The following is a 21,932-nucleotide window of genomic DNA, read 5'->3' on the forward strand; positions in this document are numbered from 1 at the left end:
GGCGTATGCAAACCGGTCTGCGACCAAAGTCGGGGCATGCCGTGGCGGGCCAGCACGACCGCCCGTCGGTGCGTTTTATTCGGGATGGCCCCAGATAGTCTGGGCGAACGGCTCGACGGTAACCATCTCGCCGGCCGGCACATCGTGCTGCGCGGCCGGCAGGACGATGAAACAATCGGCCGCGCTCATCGAGCGCATCACGCCCGAGCCCTGGTGGTCGATCGGGTCGACGGCCAACCGACCATCGTCGGTGGTGACCAGACGCGCGCGCAGGAAATTCTCGCGTCCCGGACTTTTGCGCAAATCGGCCAGGGTCGGCAGATCCAGACGAATGGGCACAGCCGGATGCCCGCCGGCCATACGCACCAGCGCGGGGCGTACCAGTTGCACGAAGGTCACGGCCGTGGATACCGGATTACCCGGCAAGCCGAAAAAGCGGGCATCGCCCAGCGTACCGAAAGCCAGCGGCTTGCCCGGCTTGATCGCCACCCGCCAGAAATCGACCGTGCCCTGTTCGCCGAGCACGTCCACCACGAAATCCGCCGCACCGACCGATACGCCGCCGCTGGTCACCACGGCATCACAGCCGCGCGCCTTGTCGAAGGCGGCCCGCAGGGCCTCCGGCGAATCGCCCACCACGCCCAGGTCCACGCCGTCCATCCCCAGTTCGGCCAACAGCGCGGCGAGGCCGTGGCGGTTGCTGTCGTAGATCTCGCCCGGCTGGATCGGCCCGTCGATCGGGCGCAATTCATCGCCGGTGGAGAAAAACGCCACCCGCGGGCGGCGCACCACATCGATTTCGTGTACGCCCACCGAGGCCAGCACGGCAATATCGGCCGCGCGCAGATAACAACCGGCCGCCAGCACCGTGGCGCCGGTGGCGATGTCCTCGCCCGCCGCGCGGATATTGCTGCCCGGCTTCGGGCGTTGTTCGACCACCAGGCGATCGCCCTCGACGCGGGTGTTTTCCTGCATGACCACGGTGTCCACGCCATCCGGCACCACCGCCCCGGTCATGATGCGTACACACTGGCCCGCAGCGAGTTCGCCGCCATACGGATGGCCGGCCAGGCTTTCGCCGACGATTTCGAGCGTATCGCCATCGGCGCCCAGATCGCCCGCCGCATAGCCGTAGCCATCCATCGACGAATTATCGGCGCCCGGCACGTTGATGTCGGATACCACCGCTGTCCCGAGCACCCGCTGCAAGCCGGCATGCAACGGCACGCGCTCGAGCTCGTCGATCGGCGTGATCGCCTCGACGATGCGTGCCCGCGCCACATCGAGCGGTATCGGCTTGTTGTCCGGGCTCGGGCGAAAATCCGACTGTTGAAAGGATTGCGGCATCGACTCACTCGCGCTCATGAAACATTCCGTCGCGCCACGTCTGCAGATCGCGCGGGGCATTGATATTGGCAAAGGCCGAGGCCTGCGGCCAATCCTCGTCGCACACAGCCAGCCGCGCCTGCCAGTCGATCACCCGTGCGATGTCTTCGGCCAGCGCGGTATCGAGGCTGGCCCGCACACGCCGATGCATCAAGGCATGCAACGGCTGGCTGCGCCCACCCGCCCGGGCACGGGCGAGATCGATGGCCGGCGTCATCGCCGCGGCCAGTCGCGCGCCAAGGTCGCGGGGCAGCGCGGGCGTATCCACGGGCACGACCAGCAGATAGGGCGTACGCACGGCGCGCAGCAGACTCGCCAGGCCCATCAACGGCCCGGCATGGCCGGGGATGGCGTCCGTGATTACGGCAAAACCCAATGCGCGATAGCGATCGAGCGACCGATTGGCGCTGATCAGCACATGCGCGGCCTGATCCTGAACACGTGCCAGCGTGTGCGCGATCAACGGCCGGCCGTCGAGTTCATACCAGCCCTTGTCCTGACCGCCGAGCCGGCGCCCCGCTCCGCCGGCCAGAATGGCCACGGTAATCTGACTGCGATCGATATCCATCGTGGCGATTCTGGGCGGCGCGAGCACGCCTGACAACGCGGCGTTCAGTTGCACCGACAAACGGGCGGGTATGATCGTTGCGGCATTCGATCAAGGACCTATTCGCCCATGCGACGCAGACTCATCAGCTTCATTGCCAGCGGCGCGCTGGCCGCGGCCGCCACGACCGCCAGCGCCCAGAGCCTAGGCGATCGCTTCAAGCAGTTCGTGGGCGGCCTCGACGGCACCAGCCCGAACGCCAGCGCTCGCCAGCTGCCCGAAAGCGAGGTGGTCACCGGTCTGCGCGCCGCACTGGCCGATGGTGCTTCGGCCGCGGTCACCCAGCTTGGCCAGACCGACGGTTTCTGGGGCAATGCCGCCCGGCGTATCCCGCTGCCCGGCTGGATGGGCCAGGCCTCCTCGGCCCTGCGCGGCGCCGGTTTTGGCGATCAGCTGGACAGTTTTCAGCTGGCCATGAACCGGGCCGCCGAACAGGCCACCGCCGAGGCCGGGCCGATCGTGCGCGAAACCATCAACAACATGAGCGTGCGCGATGCCTACGACATCCTGCAGGGCCCGGACACCGCGGCCACCGACTATCTGCGTGCCCAGGCGGGCGACGACCTGGCGGCGAAGTTCGAACCCATCATCGCGAATACCACCGCACAGTCGCAGGCGGTATCGCGCTACGAGGCGCTGACCTCGAAAGCCAAACCCATGCTGGCGTTCGTGCCGGGCATGAACCTCGACGTCAACGACTACGTCACCCAACAGGCCCTGGACGGGCTGTTCGCGGTGATCGGCCAACAGGAGCAAAAGATTCGCGCCAATCCGGCCGCTGCCGGCAGCGCGATCGCCCGGAAAGTCTTCTCGAGCGCTTCGAACTAGCCGTCGAAACGGGCGCTGCGCTTGGGAGCAAGACGTTCGAGAAACGCCTGCTGATCGGCGAGAATGCGGCGATTGGCCAGAATCAGCCATTCGGCGAGATTGGGTTCATAGGGCAACGCCAGCAGGGTCATGCCCGCCTGCTCCGGGGTGCGATCGTCCTTGAACCGATTACAGCCCTCGCAGGTGGACACGACATTGGTCCAGGCATGTTCGCCACCCTTGGAACGGGGCACGACGTGCTCGATCTGCATCTGCGAAAAGCTCAAGCGGGTACCGCAGTACAGACACAGGCCACCATCGCGGTGGAACAATTCGCGCCGCGTCAATGCCGGCACCAGATTACGGGCAAAACGATGGGAACGATCGCGCACCGCGATGATGGAATCGATCTCGATCTGGCTGCGCAGGCCGGTCGAGCGCGAACGACCGCCGCGCAGGCGAATCTTTTCGCTGCCCGCCTCCCAGGCGATCTTGTCGGTAAAGTACAGGCTGACCGCTTCGCGCCAGTCGACCCATTCCACGGGCAGACCGCCGGCATCCAGTTTCAGTATGCGTGGGATCGTTATTGCCACGACGCCTCATCCTCCGTTGCGACCGCGCCGTTTCGCGGCACCGGCCGGTCGGTTTGCCGGTAGCCTCACACGGCGATATGACCGTATGTTGACGCGCATGGGCCTTGTTTTACCGGAAATTTGTGATAGTGCGCAACGCTTTGCTGTGGCCGGCATACGCGCGACCGCCCTGCCCGGCAAAACCGCCGTGCGAGCGCCGGGGCAGCGCCAATGAACCGGCGTAACGGGCTCGTACTCGTAGCGATCTTGCTCGTGGTCGCGGTGGGCGTGATCGCCTATCGCACCGGCGCCGAGCAAAGCGGGGCCGAACCGGCCGCGGCCGGGCGTGTCGCCGTGGAAACCCGGGCCGCCGAACGGCGTGCCATCGCCGATATACGCGAATTCTCCGGCACGCTCGAAGCCAGCGCGGTGCGCACGGTCGCCCCCAAGATCGGCGGCCAGATCGCCTCGATCGCCGTGGATATCGGCGATCATGTGGACAACGGTGCGACGCTGGTCCGCCTGGACGACGAGGAATACCGCCAGGCCCTGGCCGAGGCCGAGGCCCGGCTGCAGGTCGCGCGCGCACAGTACGAACAGGCGCGTAGCGATGCCGGCACCGCTTCCCGCACGCTCGCGCGGGTACGCTCGCTCAACGACAAGGGCATTGCCGCCACGGCCGAACTCGATAGCGCCGAGGCCGAGGCGTCGAATGCGCAGGCCGCCGCCACGGTCGCGCGTGCCAACATCGCCCAGGCCAAGGCCCAGGTAGAAACTGCGCGCATCCGGCTGGGCTATACCGACATCCGGGCCCACTGGCCGGACGACACACAGCCGCGCCAGATCGGCGAGCGCATGGTCGAACCGGGCGATACCGTGGCGGCGAATACGCCGCTACTGCGAATCGTGGCTATTCGTCCACTGACGGCCGTGATCCAGGTCCCGGAAACGCTGTATCCCGATCTTGCCGTCGGCCAGAGCGCGCGGCTGCGTATCGCCGGCGCCGACGATGCCGAATTCGAAGCCGAAATCGCACGCATCGCGCCGGTATTCGACCCCGAAACACGGCGTGCACGGGTCGAACTGACCGTGCCCAACGACGACGGTCGGCTCGCCCCCGGCATGTTCGTGCAGGTCGGGCTGGTGGCACAGCAGCTGGATTCGGCCCTGGTAGTGCCACGCGCGGCACTGGTACGCCGCGATGGCCACCAAGGGGTGTTCGTCGTCGATCAGGATTCGAACGTCGCCGATTTCGTAGCCGTTGAGGTCGCCTTCACGCAAGGCGACCAGGCAGCCCTGCGCGCGCCCGACACGCTCGACGGGCCTCTGGTCGTGCTCGGCCAGGCCCAGCTCGAAGACGGTATCGGCGTGGCCGTGGACGATGACACGCGCCCGGGCGCCGACCCATGACCGGCCTGCCGGCGTTCGCGGTCGCCCGGCCGGTCGCGACGTGCATGATCATGGCAATCGCGCTGTTGCTCGGCGCGGTCGGCCTGAGCCGGTTGCCGGTCGACCTGTTGCCGAGCGTGGAAACGCCGTCGCTGACCATATCGGTCGACTACGAAAACGCCGCGCCCGAAACCATGGAAGAACTGGTCACCCGCCGCGTGGAGCAGGCAGTGGCGGCCACGCCGGGCCTGGAGGAAATGGAGTCGACCTCGGTGGAGGGTACCGCCGATGTCACCCTGCGTTTCGGCTGGGGCGTGGATATCGACGCCGCGGCCAACGACGTACGCGACCGCCTGTTCTCCGAGCTCGACGAACTGCCGGACAACGCCAGCCGCCCGCGCCTGCGCAAGTTCGATACCGCCGACCTGCCGGTCATGGGCCTGGGCCTGGCCAGCGGCATCGACCCGATCGAGCTGCGCCGGCTCATCGACAATCAGCTGTCCTATCGCCTGCAACAGATTCCGGGCGTGGCCGCGGTAGAAATCTGGGGCGAGCCGGAGCGCGAAATTCAGGTCAATCTGGATATCGACCGCGTGCGCGCGCTCGATCTGTCGCTCACCGATATCCGCGACACGCTGGCTGCGGCCAATCGCAACCTGCCGGCCGGCTCGATCGAAATCGGCAATCAGGAACTGGTGTTGCGCACACCGGGGCGCTTTTCCGATCTCGACGATCTGCGCCGGGCGGTCGTGCTGGTACGCGACGGTACGCCGATTACGCTTGGCGAACTGGCCACGGTACGCGATACCCAGCAGCGCGCCGAACGGCTGGTACGGATCGGCGGCGAACGCGGCGTGCGCATGGGCGTACGCAAGCAGTCCGGCGCGAATACGGTCGAGGTGGCCGAGCGGGTGACCCGCGAAGTGGCCGAGCTCAATCGCGAGTTTCCGCAGGTACGCATCACCCCATTTTTCAATACCGCGGACTATATCAACCGCTCGATCGCCAACGTCTCGCGGGCGCTGTTCTATGGCAGCGTGCTGGCGTTCGTGGTGCTGCTGGTGTTTCTGGGCCATTTGCGCGCGGCGCTGGCGGTATCGGTGGCCATTCCGGTATCGCTGATCGCCACCTTCGCGCTCATGTACGGCTTTGGTTACACCATCAATCTGATGACGCTGGGCGGATTGGCCCTGGGCGTGGGCCTGATGGTGGATTCCGCCATCGTGGTGCTGGAAAACATCCAGCGCCGGCGCCTGGAGCTGGGCGAGTCCGATCACGTCTCGGCGGTGGCCGGCAGTAACGAAATCGCCGGGCCGATCGTGGCCAGTACGCTCACCACGCTGGCGATTTTCATCCCCATGCTGTTTGCGCGCGAGCTCACCGGCCAGCTGTTTCGTGAACTGGCGATCGTGGTCGCCCTGGCGCTGGCCTGTTCGCTGGTGGTCGCGCTCACGATCATGCCCATGCTCACGGCGCGTTTCGTCGGCCAACGCAAAGCACCGCGCAGTACGGGTATGCGCGGTCTGGCCACGACCGGCGCACGCGTATACCAACGTCTGGATACCGGTTATCGGCGCCTGCTTGAGCGCGCGCTCGCCGCACCCCGACGCGTAGTGAGCGTGGCCGCGCTCGCCAGCCTGCTGGCGCTGATCGGTTTTACCCAACTAGGCACCGAATTCATGCCGGCCACCGACGAGGGCGAAGTCCGTGTGGGCCTGGAAATGCCGCCCGGCACCCGTTTGTCGCTCATGGACAGCCAGGCACGCAAGGCCGAGGCCGTGGTGCGGCGCATCGTACCGGAAGCGGTATCGGTGGTGACCACCGTGGGCAGCGGCGGCTATCGCGCCGATGCTGGCGCGGAAGCCGATATTCGTATCGAACTGCCACCCGCGAGCAAGCGCGCCCGCAGTAGTGCCGAAGTGGCTGCGGATCTGCGCACGGCGATCGGCGATCTGGCCGAAACCGAGGTGCGGGTACGCGTACGCCAGCCGTTTTTCTTTCGCATGCTCGATGTGGGCAGCGAAGACGAAAGCCTGGAAATCGAGATCCGAGGCTACGATTTCGCGGTGCTGCAACGCCTGTCCAAACGGATCCAGCAACGCATTGCCGGTATCGACGGAATCACTGACCTGCGTGCCTCGCGCGAAGGCGCGGCCCCGCAGCGCGATGTCATTATCGACCGCGCGGCCGCGGCCGATCGCGGCGTGACCGTGCAGGCGATCGGCGAAACGGTGGAAACCGCCATCGCCGGCACCAATGCCGGCTATTTTCTCGACGACGGCGACGAGGTGCGCGTACGCGTACAACTGGCCAACCCCATGCAAGTCAGTCCGGCCCAGATTCTCGATCTGCCGGTACCCGCGGCCGATGGGGCGCGTGTTCGCCTGGGCGATGTCGCGCGGATCGTGGAAGCCTCGGGGCCGATCGAAATCGATCGCCGCAACCAGCAACGCCTGGTGAGCGTGAATGCCAATATCGCCGGGCGCGATCTGGGCTCGGTGGTCGCCGACGTTCAGGCCACGCTCGGCGATATCGCCATTCCGGCCAATTACGATGTCCAGCTGGTGGGCGAATACGAAGCCCAGCAGGCCGCCTTTCGTGAAATCGGCGTGAATGTCGCGCTGGCGCTGTTGCTGGTCTACATGGTCATGGCCTGTCTGTACGAATCGCTCATCGACCCGTTGATCGTGATGGTGACCGTGCCGCTGGCGCTGATCGGCGTAGCGGTCACGCTCATGCTGACCCAGACGACACTCAACTCGCAGTCGTTGCTGGGTTGCCTGATGCTCATCGGTATTGTGGTCAACAATGCGATTCTCATCGTCGATCAAGCCAATCTGCTTCAGCGCGAAGGCCTGGATGCCGGTGCGGCCGTACGCGAGGCGGGCCGGCGCCGGCTACGCCCGATTCTGATGACCGCCGCGACCACCATCTTCGCACTTTTGCCGCTGGCGATCGGCCTTGGCGAGGGATCGGAGTCGCAGGCGCCGCTGGCGCGGGCGGTGGTCGGCGGCATGACCAGCGCCACTTTGATCACCTTGCTGGTCATTCCGGTGGTCTATACCGGCGTGCACCACGCCTGGCCCAAACGTCACGGCGCCACGCCATGAGCCGGCCGCGCTACCGATACATCCTGGCCATCACGCTGCTGATTGGTAGCGCACCGGCCAGCGCATGGCTCGATGCACAGACACTGGTCTGGCCGGAACAGCCTCTGCCCGGCGCGCCGGCCACGACGTCGGCGCCGGTGGCCACCAACGACGATCTGGCCGCCCTGGGCACACGCAACCGTCTCGAACTGAGCGTGGAAACGGCCGTGGGCATGGCCCTCGAAAACAACCCATCGCTGGCCGCCCAGCGTCTGCAACCATTGATTGCCGGCACCTTCGCCGCTGTCGAGCGGGCGGTGTTCGATCCGAGCGTGTTCGCGCGTATCGAAACCTCGCGCGAGGTCGCCGAGCGCGTATCCGAGGATATCCAGCAGAACTTCGCGGTGCGTAACGATACCGAACGCGCCCGCGCCGGCATTCGCCAGACCCTGCCCACCGGTACCGAGCTTGAACTCAGCCTCACCCAGGATCTGAGCGAATCCAGCCGTTCGCCGCGCCAGGCCAGTACGCGGGTGGGCCTGACCCTGACCCAGGCATTGCTCAACGGCTTCGGCATTGCCAGCAATCTGGTCGCCCTGCGCCAAGCCCGGGCGGACACGCTGGCCTCGGCCTACGAACTGCGCGCGTTCGTGACCGCGCTGGTAGCCGATGTCGAAGCCACCTACTGGGATTATCTGGGCGCGCGCCGGCGTATCGATATCCTCGAAAACGCGCTCGACGTGGCCGAACAGCAATCGCGCGAAGCACGGTTGCGTATCGAAGCGGGGACCGTCGCCCGGGTGGAACAGGCCGCCTTCGCCGCCGAGGCCGCGCGCCGGCGCCAGGATCTCATCGACGGACGCGCCGAGGCGGATCGGCTGCGTATTCGGTTGCTGCAACTGATCAGCGCCCCCGACGGCCTGCGCTACGAACGCGCGGTAGAGCCATCGACCGATGTCATCACCGACGCCGCGCCTCTCGATACACCGGCGGATTACGTAGCCCTGGCCGAACGCCGCCGCCCGGAACTCAACCAGGCGCGGCTGGATATCTCCCGCAACGAGCTGGACGTGGTGGCCACCCGTAACGGCCTGCTACCGCGCCTGGATCTGTTCGTCACCCTGGGCCAGACCGGCTTTGCCCGCCATTATGGCGGCGCCTACGAAAATCTCGACGGCGGCGATACCTACGATCTGTCCGGCGCGCTCGAATTCGAATATCCACTGGGTAACCGCGCCGGCCACGCCCTCGACCGGCGCGCCAAGGCGAGCCTGCGTCAGGCCCGGGCCAGCCTCGACAATCTGCAACGGGTGATCGAGGCCGAGGTCCGCTATGCCCTGATCGAGGCCGAACGCGCCGCCGCCCAGATCGAGGCCACGGCCGCGACCGTACGCCTGCAACACGACACGCTCGCGGCTGAACAGGCGCGTTTTGATGTCGGACGCTCCACCGGGCTGCTGGTGGCCCAGGCCCAGCGCGACCTGCTGGCTGCCGAGCTCGACCGTATCGATGCCTTCATCGCCTATCGCCAGGCCCTGATCGATCTGCATGTCGCCGATGGCAGCCTGCTGACCCGCCGGCTGGTGGACACCCCGGGCGAGCTGCCGCCCGCCTTGCCCTGGCGCGACTGAGGTACGCGATCGCTTTTTTGGCTGTAACGCCGTAACGGGCAAAAGAAAATCCGCGCGCGACCGATAATACCAAGGCCGCCTGAGACAGCCTCGGACGGCGCCGATGGTTCAAGCTTCGCGAGCGTGAAATGAAGATACTGGACAACATGAGCGTCAAGACCAGCTGGACACTGGTACTGGCGAGCTTTACCGCGTTGTTGCTGGTGGTCGGTGCCATCGGCGGTTACACCATCTGGTACAGCCAGGACGCGCTGGCCAAGGTGCGCGATGTCCAGGTCGAACAGAAGTCGCAACTCAACAAGGCCAACAGCGCACTGCTTTTACTGCGCCTGCATGTCCAGGACGACTATCAGTCGCTGACCGGCACGGCTGCGATCGATAACAGCGCCGACGCGCTTGCCCGCGAGGCCGAGGCGGTGGACGGCCTGTTCGAAGCATTCTTTGCACTGCCCTTCTCGGCGCGCTATCAGGCGCCGGTCGACGCGGTTCGACAGGCCTATCAACAGCTGCGCGATACCGCGATCATGCCGCGTATCCAGGCGATCGCCGCCGGCGACAGCGCGGCCTATCTGAGCCTCGACGAAGAGGCCGAACGCCTGACCCAGGCCTTCACGGCGCAGGCGGTGGAGTATTTCACCCTCGTCGAAGCCCAGGGCAGCGCCTTCTACGATACGTTCCGCGATACCGCCGTCGATCTTGAGATCGGCCTGGGCGGGGTCTTTCTCGCCGTTGTGTTGCTGATCGCAGTCGTCGTCTGGGGCATTACCGTCAACGTCACCCGACCGATGAGCCGGCTGGTGGATCATGTCGAGCGCATCGCCCAGGGCAATCTGCATGGCGAGATCGAGCGGCGCGGCGATAACGAGATCGGCCGGCTGTTCGCGGGTCTGACGCATATGCAGCAAGCGTTGGCCGACACCGTGGGCCAGGTCCGCCAAAGCAGCGACGCCATTCACGGCGACTCGCAGACTATTGCCCGCGGCAACAGCGATCTATCCGCGCGTACCGAACAGCAGGCTGCCTCGCTGGTACAGACCGCCTCCAGCATGGAAGAACTGACCTCGACCGTCGACCAGAACACCGAAAACGCCCGCGAGGCACGCCAGCTCACCCACGAGGCCTCGGCCACCGCCGAACGCGGCGGCCGGATCGTGGGTGAAGTCGTCGACACGATGCACGGCATCAGTCGCAGTTCGCACGAGGTCAGCCAGATCATCGACATGATCGAATCGATTGCTTTCCAGACCAATCTGCTGGCGCTCAATGCTGCGGTGGAAGCCGCCCGGGCCGGCGAGCAGGGCCGCGGCTTTGCCGTGGTGGCCGGCGAAGTGCGCAGCCTGGCCACCCGATCGGCCAAGGCCGCCGAGGAGATTCGCGGGCTGATCGACGCGTCGGTCACGCGCGTGGATGCGGGCTCGAAGCTGGTCGACGAAGCCGGCACCGCCATCAACGACGTGGTCGCCGTGGTCAAGCGGGTCGACCAGATCATGACCGAAATCGCCACCGCCTCGGAGGAACAGGGCCGCGGCATCGGCCAGGTCAATCAGGCGGTTACCGAGCTCGACCAGGTCACCCAGCACAATGTACGGCTGGTACCCGAGGCGGCCAATGCCGCGACCGCGCTCGAAGCCGAGGCGCGTACACTGCGCTCGGCCGTGGCGGTGTTCGAGCTCGAACAACGCCCGGCGGCTGTACCCTATTCGCAACCGCCACACGAAAAAGCGCCTTCAGCTGGCGCGCAGGCAAAAGCCACCAGCCAGCCGGCAACCCAGAAACAACGCGATCTGGAATGGCGTACGACCTAGGTCCTGTCGTCGCGAGATAAGCCGTCGCATCGGCGACCAGGCCGCGGCAAGACAAGGCATCGCGCGTGCTGCGTGGTTATGCCACGTCAGCGAGCCAGACAATGAACCATCACGCCGGATTGCCGTGGCTTGGCCGCCGACCGATCGTTATTGGCTGGGGGGTTGCGATGGCATATCCCGTGACGGCAGGCCCTGAAGCCTGCCGTTACAAGATAGGCCCTGGATAGAAAACCGGCCGGCGCCTGAGGCGCCGGCCGGAAGCCGCGATCGTACAACGATTCAGTAGAAAACTTGGGCGCAGGCGCATTGGAGGAGAACAACACGGCGCGAAATCGTCGTACGCCATAGCTGTTGCAAATGCGATGCCAAAAGCAGGCATAAATCCGCGCCGCGCTACCCAATCTCCCGCCGACGCAATCGTTAATCATCGCAAAACAGTGTATTACGAAGGCATCAGCTGCCGATTTTCTTGACAGCTAGCGCTCGATTGCGAGCGCGACGCCCTGTCCGCCACCGATACACAGCGTGGCCAGACCTTTTTGTACGTCGCGGCGCATCATTTCGTGGATCAGCGTGACCAGTACGCGACAACCGGATGCACCAATTGGGTGCCCCAACGCGATGGCACCGCCATTGACGTTGACCTTGTCGATATCCCATTCCAGCTGACGACCGACCGCAACCGACTGGGCGGCGAACGCCTCGTTGGCCTCGATGAGATCGAGATCGGCCACCTGCCAGCCGACCCGCTTGAGGCAACGCTCGGTCGCGGCCACCGGCGCGATCCCCATCAGTGCCGGGTCGACACCAGCATTGGCATAGCCGGCGATACGACATAGCGGCGTCAGCCCCAACGCTTCGCATTTTTCGCGGGTGGTCACGACCACGGCAGCCGCGCCGTCGTTGAGCCCCGAGGCATTGCCGGCGGTAACCGTACCGTCGCGGGTGAACGCCGGCTTGAGCCCGGCCAGGCCTTCCGCAGTCACCCCGGCACGCGGGCCCTCATCCCGGGCGAAGGCGATCGCGTCACCTTTCTTCTGCGGCACTTCAATCGGCAGCACCTCATCTTCAAAGCGGCCGTGCTTGAGCGCTTCCTCCGCCCGCTGTTGCGAGCGCGCGGCGAATTCGTCCTGCTCCTGACGCGAGATGCGGTATTTTTCGGCCACGTTCTCGGCGGTCTGGCCCATGTGATAACCGTTGAAAGCATCCCACAAACCATCGCGAATCATGGTGTCGACCAGCTCCCAGTCCCCCATGCGCTTGCCGTTACGCGAGTTGGGCAAGACATGCGGGGCCGAACTCATGTTCTCCTGGCCACCGGCCACGATCAGCTCGGCATCGCCGAGGGCGACCGCCTGCGCGGCGAGCATCACGGCCTTCAGCCCGCTGCCACAGACCTTGTTGATGGTCATCGCCGGTGTGGCGTCGCCCAGCCCGGCCCGAATCGAGGCCTGGCGTGCCGGATTCTGACCCGCCCCGGCGGCAAGCACCTGGCCCATGATGACCTCGTCGACCGCATCCACGGGAATATCGTGGCGGGCGAGCAAGGCGCGAATGGTGTGGGCGCCCAGTTCGGTTGCGCCGATGCCGGCCAGGGTGCCGCCGAAGCGGCCGATCGCGGTGCGCCCGGCAGCGGCGATAACGATGTTGTCTTTCACGTGGCGATACTCCAGAACGGGAATGGATTGCCGCACAGCGGCACGATGGCCGCCATGTTACGAAAAATCCGCGGGTTGGCGCACGCGGACCACGCTCGGGGAGTCTTGCGTATGCGTGGGACTCAGGCCGCTGCGGTCATTCAAGCAGGTTGTCCGCAAATGAACGCAAATACACGCGAATAAGGCCAAAGCCAAGGCGCTGGAAGGCCGGCCGCCGGGCGATTCACGCCACGTACAGGACGATTTACGCAATCAGGCGCTGCCCATGCATTCGCCTTTATTAGCGTTCATTCGCGGACAGTTTTCCTTGTTGGAGACAGAACCGCAGAGCTCGCAGTTTGTGTGACCGAAGGCTTAGCCGACGAAACGACGAGCGTGGACTCATCGTGGGGTCGAGCCAGCGGCTGTCCGCAAATAAACGCGAAGACACGCGAATAAGATGTAACACCGCGCGCTCGAAGGCCGGTTGCTGGGCTGTTCATGCCGCATGCACACCGGTTTGCCTGATCAAGCGCTGCCACATTCGCGTTTATTGGCGTGCATTCGCGGACCGTTTTCGCCGACACGGCGATTGGGCGCGGATGCGTGGTGCGCCTCCTGTCCGCAAATGAACGCGCACGTTGCAAGCGGCTTACGACGGACATAAAAAAGGCCGGCGCCGGCGTGCGCAACGCGCAACACCGGGCCAGCCACCCCCTGCGATCGTCAGCGACGGTGGGCATTCGCCCCCGCCGCCTTAACCACCCTCGACGCTAACTGCCCTTGGCCTGCAGCTGGTCGATGATCTGCGGATTTTCCAGCGTGGATACGTCCGAGGTGATTTCCTCGTCGCGTGCCACGGTACGCAGCAAACGCCGCATGATCTTGCCGGAACGGGTCTTGGGCAGCCCGTCCGCGAAGCGGATTTCCTCGGGCTTGGCGATGGCGCCGAGCTGTTCGGTCACCCACTCGCGCAACTCGGCGGCCAGCTGATCGCTGCCATCGTCGTTCTTGAGAATGACGAAGGCGACAATGCACTCGCCCTTGACCTCGTGCGGACGACTAACGACGGCGGCTTCGGCCACGGCCTTGTGCGCCACGAGCGCCGATTCGACCTCCATGGTGCCCATGCGGTGGCCGGAGATGTTCACCACGTCGTCGATACGACCGAGGATACGGAAATTACCCTGCTCGTCGCGCTGGGCGGAGTCGCCGGCGACATAGGTATGTTCGTCGAACATACCGAAATAGGTTTCCTTGTAGCGCTCGGGATCACCCCAGATCGTGCGCAGCATGTAGGGCCACGGCTTCTTGACCACCAGAATGCCGCCGGCATTGGCATCGCTGACCCGTTCGCCGGACTCGTCGATGATGTCGGCGGCGATGCCGGGCAGTGCCTTGGCCACGGAACCCGGTTTGGTGGGCGTGGTCGCCGGAATCGGCGTAATCATGTGGCCGCCGGTTTCGGTCTGCCACCAGGTATCCACGATCGGGCAACGTTCCTTGCCGATGACTTCGCGATACCACATCCAGGCTTCGGGGTTGATCGGCTCGCCGACCGTACCCAGCAGGCGCAGGCTATCCAACGCATGACGCTGCGGGTATTCGTCGCCCTGTTTCATGAGCGCGCGAATGGCCGTGGGCGCGGTATAGAAGATGGTGACCTGATGGGTATCGACCATCTTCCAGAAGCGATCGGCCTCCGGATAGGTCGGCACGCCCTCGAACATGACCTGGGTCGCGCCACAGGCGGTGGGCCCGTAGGTGATGTAGGTATGCCCGGTCACCCAGCCGACGTCGGCGGTGCACCAGAACACGTCGCTGTCGTTGAGATCGAACACCCAGCGGCAGGTACAGATCGCGCCCAGCAGGTAACCGCCGGAGGAATGCTGAATGCCCTTGGGCTTACCGGTGGAGCCGGAGGTATAGAGAATGAACAGCGGATGCTCGGCATCCACCCATTCCGGCTCGCATTCGTCGGCCTGACCGTCGACGGCATCGTGCCACCACAGATCGCGGCCCTCGGCCATGGTGACGTCGGCGCCGGAACGCTTGTAGACGATGACCTTTTCGATGCTCTGGCAGCCTTCCGAGAGCGCCTTGTCGGCGGTCTGCTTGAGCGGAATGAGCTTGCCGCCACGGTAGTTGCCGTCGGCAGTGATCAGCATCTTGGCTTCGGCGTCGTCGATACGATCGCGTAGCGACACGGCCGAAAAGCCACCGAACACGACCGAATGGATGGCGCCGATACGTGCACAGGCCAGCATGGCCACCGCGGCCTGCGGAATATTGGGCAGATAGATGACCGCGCGGTCGCCCTTGCTCAGGCCGTTGGCCTTGAGTGCGTTGGCAAAGCGGCACACACGTGCATGCAGCTCGCGATAGCTGATGTGCTCGACCTCGCCATCATCGCCTTCGAAAATGATGGCGGTCTTGTCGCCCTTGCTGTCCAGATGCCGGTCGAGACAGTTATAGGAGACATTGAGCTCGCCATCGGCGAACCATTTGAAGAACGGGGCGTCAGACTCATCCAGAACCTGATTGAAGGGCTTGTGCCAATCGATCTTGTCGCGCGCCTGATCGGCCCAGAATCCCTGGTGATCCTTTTCGGCGGCTTGGTATAGCGCGTCTACGTCGGCTGGCTTGAGCGTTGCATGGTCAAGAAACGCCTGCGGCGGATCGAACTGTCGATCCTCTTTCAGAACCGATTCGATCTTGTTGTCAGCCATAGATTCTCCCGATGCGTCGATTGCAAACATCAATCAGCATACGCATTTGCACCCGCCGTCTGCATAAGACGAAAGGCGCATGAACCCTGGTTTTTCGATGGGCGAGGCGACCCGCCCTATGCTGGTAATAATAATCGTTCGCATTTACTGCCTGTTTGATTCATACTCCTGCGCCTTGTCGCATCCAGTTTTTCATCTTCCACAGTCGAGAAAACGGTCATGACATCCGATAGTTCCGCGGTATTCGACCTGGCCGGTCTGGTCGATTTGTTACGCCTGGGTGGCCCTGTGGTGGCCGTGCTGGTGGCCATGTCGGTCATCGCCCTGGCGATCGTGCTGCTCAAATGCTGGCAGTTCGCGAGCGCGCGCGTGGGCAAACGCCGCTTCATCGCACCCGCACTCGATCAGTGGCAAAACGGTGACCGTCAGGGCGCGATCGCCGCCCTGGCCGACGAACGCAACCCCATCGCCGATACATTGGCCGTCGCGATGCGCGGCGTGAATGCCGGCGCAGATGTGGCCGTGGTCCGAGAAGAGGCCGCCCGCGTGGGCGCCCGCCATCTCAGCCAGATGCGCAGCTATTTTCGCCCGCTCGAAGTCATTGGCTCGCTCGCGCCGTTGCTCGGTCTGCTGGGCACGGTCATGGGCATGATTACGGCATTCCAGCAGCTGGCCAACGCCGGCAGCCAGGTCGACCCCTCGGTACTGTCCAACGGCATCTGGGAAGCGCTGCTGACCACCGCGGTCGGCCTGGTGGTCGCCATTCCCGCGGTGGTTGCACTCAACTGGTGCGAGCGCGTGGTCGAGCGCCTGCATGAAGACATGCAGGATGCATTGACGCGCTTTTTCACCCGCCATGAGGCCGCCGCGCTGAGCCGACCGGCGCAGGCAAACGCCGCGCCCGCCGCAGGCCCCGCACAAACCTCCACCGCCCACGCCTGAGCGCCATGCATATCGAGACGTTCGAGCGGCGCAAGCACTCGATCAGCCTCACCCCGCTGATCGATGTGGTGTTCATCCTGCTCGTATTCTTCATGCTGGCGACCAGCTTTACCGACTGGCGCCCGATCACGCTGGCGACCGGCACCAGCGAAGCCGCGCCCGGCGACACCCCGCCGGCCGTGGTACGGGTGGATGCTGACGGCAGCCTGCACTACGACGGCAGCACCAGCCGCGACCCCCGCACGCTGGCACAGCGCCTGAATGCCGCCATCGCGGCCGGGGATATCTCGGCGGTGATCGTTCAGCCGGCCCCCGAAGCCACGCTGGACGTCACCGTGGGCGCGCTCGATGCGCTCTCGGGCGCGGGCGTCGCGCCCATGTCGCTGGCCACCGGGACCACCAGCGCCAAGGAGGATCGCCCATGATCCTTGCGCCCCCCAAGCGGCCGCGCTCCACCGAAGAGAACATCCTGCCGCTGATCAATATCGTCTTTTTGCTGTTGATCTTTTTCATGCTCGCCGGGGTGCTCGCCCAGAAGCCGCCGTTTGAACTCACGCCGCCGGCCACGACCGACGCCGAGCAATCCACGCAGCTGGAAAACAAGGTGCTGGCGGTTGCCGGCGATGGGCGCCTCGCTTTCGGCGGCGAACCGATCACGCGCGAGGCCCTGCCCCAGGCGCTGGCCGACTGGCCGAACGACAAGCCCCTGCAGATTCGGGCCGACGGCGGACTCAAGGCCGATGCCCTGGGCAGCCTGTTCACCACGCTACGCGGTGCCGGCATCGCTGAAGTCAATCTGCTGACCCAGCACACGGACCCATGAAACGCATCGGCCTGCACCACTGGGTGATCGTGCTCACGATCGCCATCGCCGCCCATGCCGCGTTGCTTGTGCGCTTTACGCTGAACGACACGATCCGCACGGCCGACACTGGCGCGGCCGGCGTGCGCATCGCGCTTGCGCCCACCCAGGGCGAGCCACAGCCCGAACAGGTGGCCGCCGACGCGGCCGAGCAACAAGACGAACCGGCCGAGCAAGAACCCGAGCCCAAGCCGGAGCCTACGCCGGAGCCGGAGCCGGAACCCACACCCGCGCCCGAACCGGAGCCGACGCCCGAACCAGAGCCCGAACCCACGCCGGTTCCCGAACCCAAACCCAAGCCACAACCGAAACCCGAGCCCAAGCCACAGCCCAAGCCGGAACCGAAACCGCAGCCCGAACCCAAGCCGCGCCCGAAGCCGGAACGCCGCGAACAGCCGCAAACCGCCACGGCCAGCAGCAGTGCGCGCCGCGACAGCAATGCGCGCCCGGCGGGCGGTCAGGATCGCAACAACGCGCCGGCCAAGGCACCGCAGACGGCCGCCACCACCCAGCAGGGTACGACCGGCAGCGTGTCCGATACGCCGCCCGACTACCGTGCCGAGCTCGGCGCCTGGCTACAGCGCTACAAGGACTACCCGCGCCGCGCACGGCGACTGCGCCAGGAAGGCACGGTTCTGCTGTATTTCGTCATGGACCGCAACGGCCACGTGCTCGACTGGGAAATCCGCCAGAGCTCGGGTCATGAACTGCTCGACGAGGCGGTACGCGACATGATCCGCAAGGCCGACCCGCTGCCCGCCCTGCCAGCGAGCGTATCCATGCAGCGACTGGCCCTGACCGTACCGGTGCGCTTCCAGCTGCGTTAAGGCCTAGCCGACGCCCGGGCCTGTCGTCACGGGATATACGATCGCATTGCCCGTGCCGGGCATGTCAGGCAAGGCGCGGGCCGCCGAGCGCGGCGGGCCCACGGTCAAGGACAGGCCCTAGCGCTGTTCGCCCGCGGCCACGGCCGCTGCCAGATTGTGCTTGAGCTGATTCGCGTCGTAGACGTCGGGGCCCTGGGCCGGTACTTCGTCGCCGATCTGGATTTCGAGCACCGTTTCGTAGCGCGTACGGCTCGACGCGCCGGTCGAATAGCCGATACTCGTGCCCCAGAACGGATAGCCCCAGCCGTAGCCCACACTCGTGCTCGGGCCACCGCCATAGGTGCTGGTCACCGGCGACGTCTCGCGTGAGTTGATCCGAAAACGCTCGCCCCCGTGCGCAAGCGCCACATCCGCGGCCCGGAACAGCGCGAAGTTCTCGACCGTTTCCCGTGCCATGTCGTAATCGCCGGAAAAACTCACCCGATAGCGATCGGCCGTGAGCTGGGTGTCACGATACCCATAGCCATCCGCCGTCGGCGCGGCACGATAGGCCGGCCCGCTGGCACAGGCGGCCAGCAGCAGGGCACTGCACAATACGACAAGCGATGATCGGATGTTCATACCCCTAATATAGCGCGCCATCGGCTCGGCGGATGCAAACACACGCATATTTCACCGACGCACGGGCCACAGCACGCGCCAGAGCAACAAAAACCATATATTGCCGGGCGCTTGCGCGTGCAAACAATAATTCACGGGGCTATGATCGCCGGGTGCGACTTGGGCACGAGAGATTATTCCCAGGGGGAGACCATGAAACTATTCAAATTCAAGCGGCCGCTACTCGCGGCCGGCGTATCGTTATGTTTGGGTGTCGGCCTGATCGGCTGTTCATCCGGCGGAGGTGACGACAATGTCGACAGCGGCAATAACACCGGCACCGGCCCCGCCGCGCTGACTGCCAGCCAGATCAGTGCGCCGGACGGCAAACTGTCCGCGCGTATTCAGACCACCACTGGTGGCGTGCCGCATATCACCGCCGACAACCTGCAATCCGTGGCCTTCGGCTCGGGTTATGTCCAGGCACGCGACAATATCTGCATCATCGCGGATTCGATCGTGCGTGCGCGCGGCGAACGGGCGAAATACTACGGGCCGGGCACGCCCATCAACCCCGACGACCCTGAAAACCAACAGCTGCCTGTAAATATCGTCACCGATTTCAGCTACAAGGCCCTTGGCCTGTACGAAAAAGCCCAGGCCGAGTTCGATGAACTCTCGGCGCCCTCGCAGGCCATGCTGCGAGGCTTCGCCGCTGGCTACAACAAGTACCTCGCTGAAACCGGCAACGACAATCTGCCGGCCAAGTGCAATGGCGGGGATTGGGTTTTCCCGATCACGGCCACCGATGTCTATGCCTACTACCAGCTGGTGGCCCTCTATGCGAGTGGCGATCAGTTCACCGGCGGCCCCATTTTCCTGGCCGTGCCGCCAGGAACGAGCCCGAGGCCTCGGCTGGCCGTGCAAACAAGCGCGACCTCGCCCGCGCCTACTTCGTACGCCGACGCCGATCCGGCATCGACTGACGTTTTCAACGCCAAGGCACTCGCCGAGTTCGCGCGTTCGGCCACGCCCAAATCGATTGGCGCTAAGACCGATTTCAACGACCGTGGCATGGCCAGCAACGGCTGGGGCATCGGCTCTGAAATGACTGAGAATGGCAAGGGCGCACTGCTGGCCAACCCGCATTTCCCCTATACCGGCAATCGCCGCCTGTATCAGATGCAGCTTACGGTGCCGGGCGTTTATAACGTCAACGGCGCTGGCCTGATCGGTATCGTGATCCCGCTGATCGGATTCAACGAAAACATCGCCTGGACCCACACCGTGTCCACCGCGCAGCATTTCACGCTCTATGATCTGACGCTCGACGAGAGCGACTCCAGCTACATGACGTATATCAAGGACGGTGAGCCGAAGCGCATCGAAGAGCGCACGCTCACAATCGAGGTGCTGACAGACCAGGCCCCCGTCCCGCTGCCGTTCCAACGTGAGTTCTATTTCTCGGAATACGGCCCGATGCTCGCCGGCAACGTGATCAACGCAAACCTTCCGGCCTGGGGCGGCGAGTTCGCCGGACGTGAATCAGCGCTGACCTATCGCGACGCCAATACCGAAACCGCCCGCCAGGTGGTCGACCAGTGGCTGAACATGGGCCGGGCATCCAACCTTGCCCAGTTCAAGAAGCCGTTCGAGGCCTGCGGCAGCGTGCTGTGGGTCAACACCATGTATGCCGACGACTCCGGTCAGGCGTTCTATATCGACGGCACCTCGGTACCGCAACTCTCGCCCGGCGCGCTGCAGGCGTTTCAGGCGCGGGTGAACTTCAACCCCGTGGTGGCCGGGCTGTTCGACAATGGCGTGACCCTGCTCGACGGCAGCCGTTCGCTCAACGACTGGATCGAGGGTGACTGCGATGGCCGGGTGCCCTATGCCGGCGCGCCCAAGCTCGAGCGCCGCGATTATGTCCAGAACTCCAACGACAGCTACTGGGCGACCAATCCGAAGTCGTTCCTGACCGGCTATTCGCCGCTCTACGGCAAGACCAACAGCATCCTCTCGCCGCGTACCCGCATGGGCCTGAAGATGCTGGAAAACCCGACCGACCCCGGCCTGTCGACCGTGGCTCCGGCGGGCAGCGATGGCAAATTCACCGGCGAGGAAATCATCAACGCCCTGTATTCCAACCGGGCCTACTACGCCGAAACCCTGCTCGACGAGTTGCGCAGCCGTTGCGACAACGCCGGCGATACCGCCATCAACACGGGCTCGGGCAGCCGCTCGGTGGCCCAGGGGTGTGCCGCGCTGGCCAACTGGGACGGCGTATACGATGTGAACAGTACCGGTGCGCATGTGTTCCGGATGTTCATGGCGGACTACGATCCGACCTATCCGGCCCAGTTCTCGGTGGATTTCGATCCGCAAAACCCGGAAACCACGCCGAGCACGCCCAACGCCGCGCCCAGCAATCCGGCCCAGGATCCGATGCTGGCATCACTGGCCCGTGGCCTGGACCGACTCGATCAGGTGAATATTGCGTATAACGCGCGCCTGGGCGATGTTCAGCGTGAACAGCAGTCGGCGGGTACCCGTCCTAATGGCACGCCGGCGAAGTCTGGCAGCCCGATCGAATGGCACGGCAACCAGAACCTGGAAGGTGGCTTCAATATCGTGCGCCCGGATACCGACCCGGTCGAGGACGGTACCCGCTATCCGCGTTATGCGCCCGCCGATACCATCGAGAACTCGGGCGATCTGTCGAGCACGCCCGGCGAGGGCTGGTTGATTGGCTACGGCACCAGCTGGCACTTCGGCCTGAGCTTTACCGACAACGGCCCGGCAGGCTATGGGCTGATCAGCTACAGCCAGTCCGACGATGCCGGCTCCGACCACTTCGAGGACCAGGATCAGCGGTATTCGAACAAGAACTACCGCAAGTTGCTCTATCGCCAAGCCGATATTGCCGCCAACCTCGAAAGGAAACAGGAGAACATCGAGGCAACGGTCGAGACCGAGTAGCACGCTACTCACGGTTAAAGCCCGGCCCGCATACGCGCGCCGGGCTTTTTATTGTCGGCTGGCGGTATGC

General features: G+C 64.9%; 16 protein-coding genes. 10 read left to right on the forward strand and 6 right to left on the reverse strand.

Translation table 11 applies throughout. The features are described 5' to 3' along the window. Positions 1-75: 75 nt before the first annotated feature. Both moeA and mobA read right to left on the reverse strand, forming a co-directional pair. Positions 76-1,365 carry a molybdopterin molybdotransferase MoeA gene (moeA, locus tag T5B8_RS00765; RefSeq protein WP_353175359.1) on the reverse strand — a complete coding sequence of 430 codons (1,290 nt, stop codon included), beginning with the start codon at positions 1,363-1,365 and terminating at the stop codon, positions 76-78. Continuing rightward, positions 1,352-2,008 (reverse strand): molybdenum cofactor guanylyltransferase MobA, encoded by a 657-nt coding sequence (gene mobA, locus T5B8_RS00770; protein ID WP_353175361.1) that lies wholly within the window; start codon positions 2,006-2,008, stop codon positions 1,352-1,354. Before mobA ends, moeA begins: the two co-directional genes overlap by 14 nt. A gap of 54 nt (positions 2,009-2,062) precedes the next feature. Between mobA and T5B8_RS00775 the strand changes: the two genes are divergently transcribed. Further along, positions 2,063-2,821, forward strand: a complete 759-nt coding sequence (locus tag T5B8_RS00775) for a DUF4197 domain-containing protein (protein WP_353175362.1) — start codon at positions 2,063-2,065, stop codon at positions 2,819-2,821. On the opposite strand, the gene T5B8_RS00780 is transcribed toward T5B8_RS00775, so the two are convergent. Further along, positions 2,818-3,393 carry an HNH endonuclease gene (locus T5B8_RS00780; protein ID WP_353175363.1) on the reverse strand — a complete coding sequence of 192 codons (576 nt, stop codon included), beginning with the start codon at positions 3,391-3,393 and terminating at the stop codon, positions 2,818-2,820. The two genes, T5B8_RS00775 and T5B8_RS00780, sit on opposite strands and share 4 nt — an antisense overlap. 210 nt (positions 3,394-3,603) lie before the next feature. On the opposite strand from T5B8_RS00780, the gene T5B8_RS00785 reads away from it, so the two are divergent. From T5B8_RS00785 to T5B8_RS00800, 4 genes are all read left to right on the forward strand, one after another. Then, positions 3,604-4,782, forward strand: coding sequence for an efflux RND transporter periplasmic adaptor subunit (locus T5B8_RS00785; protein WP_353175364.1), 1,179 nt, complete (start codon positions 3,604-3,606; stop codon positions 4,780-4,782). Next, entirely contained in the window at positions 4,779-7,871 is a 3,093-nt protein-coding gene (locus T5B8_RS00790; RefSeq protein WP_353175366.1) for an efflux RND transporter permease subunit, read from the forward strand. The genes T5B8_RS00785 and T5B8_RS00790 overlap by 4 nt, the downstream gene beginning before the upstream one ends. Beyond that, positions 7,868-9,481 (forward strand): TolC family protein, encoded by a 1,614-nt coding sequence (locus tag T5B8_RS00795; protein ID WP_353175367.1) that lies wholly within the window; start codon positions 7,868-7,870, stop codon positions 9,479-9,481. The genes T5B8_RS00790 and T5B8_RS00795 overlap by 4 nt, the downstream gene beginning before the upstream one ends. A 128-nt stretch (positions 9,482-9,609) precedes the next feature. Further along, positions 9,610-11,286 carry a methyl-accepting chemotaxis protein gene (locus T5B8_RS00800; RefSeq protein WP_353175369.1) on the forward strand — a complete coding sequence of 559 codons (1,677 nt, stop codon included), beginning with the start codon at positions 9,610-9,612 and terminating at the stop codon, positions 11,284-11,286. A gap of 476 nt (positions 11,287-11,762) precedes the next feature. Here the strand turns inward: T5B8_RS00800 and T5B8_RS00805 are convergent, their stop codons facing one another. Together T5B8_RS00805 and acs are read right to left on the reverse strand one after the other, a co-directional pair. Then, positions 11,763-12,944 (reverse strand): acetyl-CoA C-acetyltransferase, encoded by a 1,182-nt coding sequence (locus T5B8_RS00805; protein WP_353175370.1) that lies wholly within the window; start codon positions 12,942-12,944, stop codon positions 11,763-11,765. A 752-nt stretch (positions 12,945-13,696) separates the two neighbouring features. Beyond that, complete coding sequence (acs, locus tag T5B8_RS00810) at positions 13,697-15,652, reverse strand: acetate--CoA ligase (protein ID WP_353175372.1); 1,956 nt, start codon at positions 15,650-15,652, stop codon at positions 13,697-13,699. 219 nt (positions 15,653-15,871) lie between these two features. On the opposite strand from acs, the gene T5B8_RS00815 reads away from it, so the two are divergent. The 4 genes from T5B8_RS00815 to T5B8_RS00830 are packed head-to-tail and all read left to right on the forward strand — an operon-like array spanning position 15,872 to position 18,283. Beyond that, on the forward strand, positions 15,872-16,594 hold the full coding sequence (locus tag T5B8_RS00815; protein ID WP_353175373.1) for a MotA/TolQ/ExbB proton channel family protein: 723 nt from the start codon (positions 15,872-15,874) through the stop codon (positions 16,592-16,594). A gap of 5 nt (positions 16,595-16,599) precedes the next feature. Then, positions 16,600-17,019 carry an ExbD/TolR family protein gene (locus T5B8_RS00820; protein ID WP_353175375.1) on the forward strand — a complete coding sequence of 140 codons (420 nt, stop codon included), beginning with the start codon at positions 16,600-16,602 and terminating at the stop codon, positions 17,017-17,019. Beyond that, a complete protein-coding gene (locus tag T5B8_RS00825) occupies positions 17,016-17,417 on the forward strand; it encodes an ExbD/TolR family protein (protein WP_353175377.1) in 402 nt (133 codons plus the stop codon). Before T5B8_RS00820 ends, T5B8_RS00825 begins: the two co-directional genes overlap by 4 nt. Then, the gene (locus T5B8_RS00830) at positions 17,414-18,283 is read left to right on the forward strand and encodes an energy transducer TonB (protein ID WP_353175378.1); all 870 of its coding nucleotides are present in this window, start codon (positions 17,414-17,416) and stop codon (positions 18,281-18,283) included. The genes T5B8_RS00825 and T5B8_RS00830 overlap by 4 nt, the downstream gene beginning before the upstream one ends. Positions 18,284-18,400: 117 nt before the next feature. Here the strand turns inward: T5B8_RS00830 and T5B8_RS00835 are convergent, their stop codons facing one another. Next, entirely contained in the window at positions 18,401-18,904 is a 504-nt protein-coding gene (locus T5B8_RS00835; protein ID WP_353175380.1) for a CC0125/CC1285 family lipoprotein, read from the reverse strand. A gap of 192 nt (positions 18,905-19,096) precedes the next feature. Here T5B8_RS00835 and T5B8_RS00840 point away from each other — a divergent pair, with 192 nt between their 5' ends. Continuing rightward, positions 19,097-21,862 carry a penicillin acylase family protein gene (locus T5B8_RS00840; RefSeq protein ID WP_353175381.1) on the forward strand — a complete coding sequence of 922 codons (2,766 nt, stop codon included), beginning with the start codon at positions 19,097-19,099 and terminating at the stop codon, positions 21,860-21,862. Positions 21,863-21,932 lie beyond the last annotated feature (70 nt).

The sequence above is a fragment of the Salinisphaera sp. T5B8 genome (assembly GCF_040361255.1).
Taxonomy (GTDB): domain Bacteria; phylum Pseudomonadota; class Gammaproteobacteria; order Nevskiales; family Salinisphaeraceae; genus Salinisphaera.

Excerpts from the sequence above, each read along its gene's own strand:
- moeA (WP_353175359.1), bottom strand. The coding sequence starts at position 1,365 with ATGAGCGCGAGTGAGTCGATGCCGCAATCCTTTCAACAGTCGGATTTT.
- T5B8_RS00775 (WP_353175362.1), top strand. The coding sequence starts at position 2,063 with ATGCGACGCAGACTCATCAGCTTCATTGCCAGCGGCGCGCTGGCCGCG.
- T5B8_RS00785 (WP_353175364.1), top strand. The coding sequence starts at position 3,604 with ATGAACCGGCGTAACGGGCTCGTACTCGTAGCGATCTTGCTCGTGGTC.
- T5B8_RS00790 (WP_353175366.1), top strand. The coding sequence starts at position 4,779 with ATGACCGGCCTGCCGGCGTTCGCGGTCGCCCGGCCGGTCGCGACGTGC.
- T5B8_RS00795 (WP_353175367.1), top strand. The coding sequence starts at position 7,868 with ATGAGCCGGCCGCGCTACCGATACATCCTGGCCATCACGCTGCTGATT.
- T5B8_RS00800 (WP_353175369.1), top strand. The coding sequence starts at position 9,610 with ATGAAGATACTGGACAACATGAGCGTCAAGACCAGCTGGACACTGGTA.
- acs (WP_353175372.1), bottom strand. The coding sequence starts at position 15,652 with ATGGCTGACAACAAGATCGAATCGGTTCTGAAAGAGGATCGACAGTTC.
- T5B8_RS00815 (WP_353175373.1), top strand. The coding sequence starts at position 15,872 with ATGACATCCGATAGTTCCGCGGTATTCGACCTGGCCGGTCTGGTCGAT.
- T5B8_RS00820 (WP_353175375.1), top strand. The coding sequence starts at position 16,600 with ATGCATATCGAGACGTTCGAGCGGCGCAAGCACTCGATCAGCCTCACC.
- T5B8_RS00825 (WP_353175377.1), top strand. The coding sequence starts at position 17,016 with ATGATCCTTGCGCCCCCCAAGCGGCCGCGCTCCACCGAAGAGAACATC.
- T5B8_RS00830 (WP_353175378.1), top strand. The coding sequence starts at position 17,414 with ATGAAACGCATCGGCCTGCACCACTGGGTGATCGTGCTCACGATCGCC.
- T5B8_RS00835 (WP_353175380.1), bottom strand. The coding sequence starts at position 18,904 with ATGAACATCCGATCATCGCTTGTCGTATTGTGCAGTGCCCTGCTGCTG.
- T5B8_RS00840 (WP_353175381.1), top strand. The coding sequence starts at position 19,097 with ATGAAACTATTCAAATTCAAGCGGCCGCTACTCGCGGCCGGCGTATCG.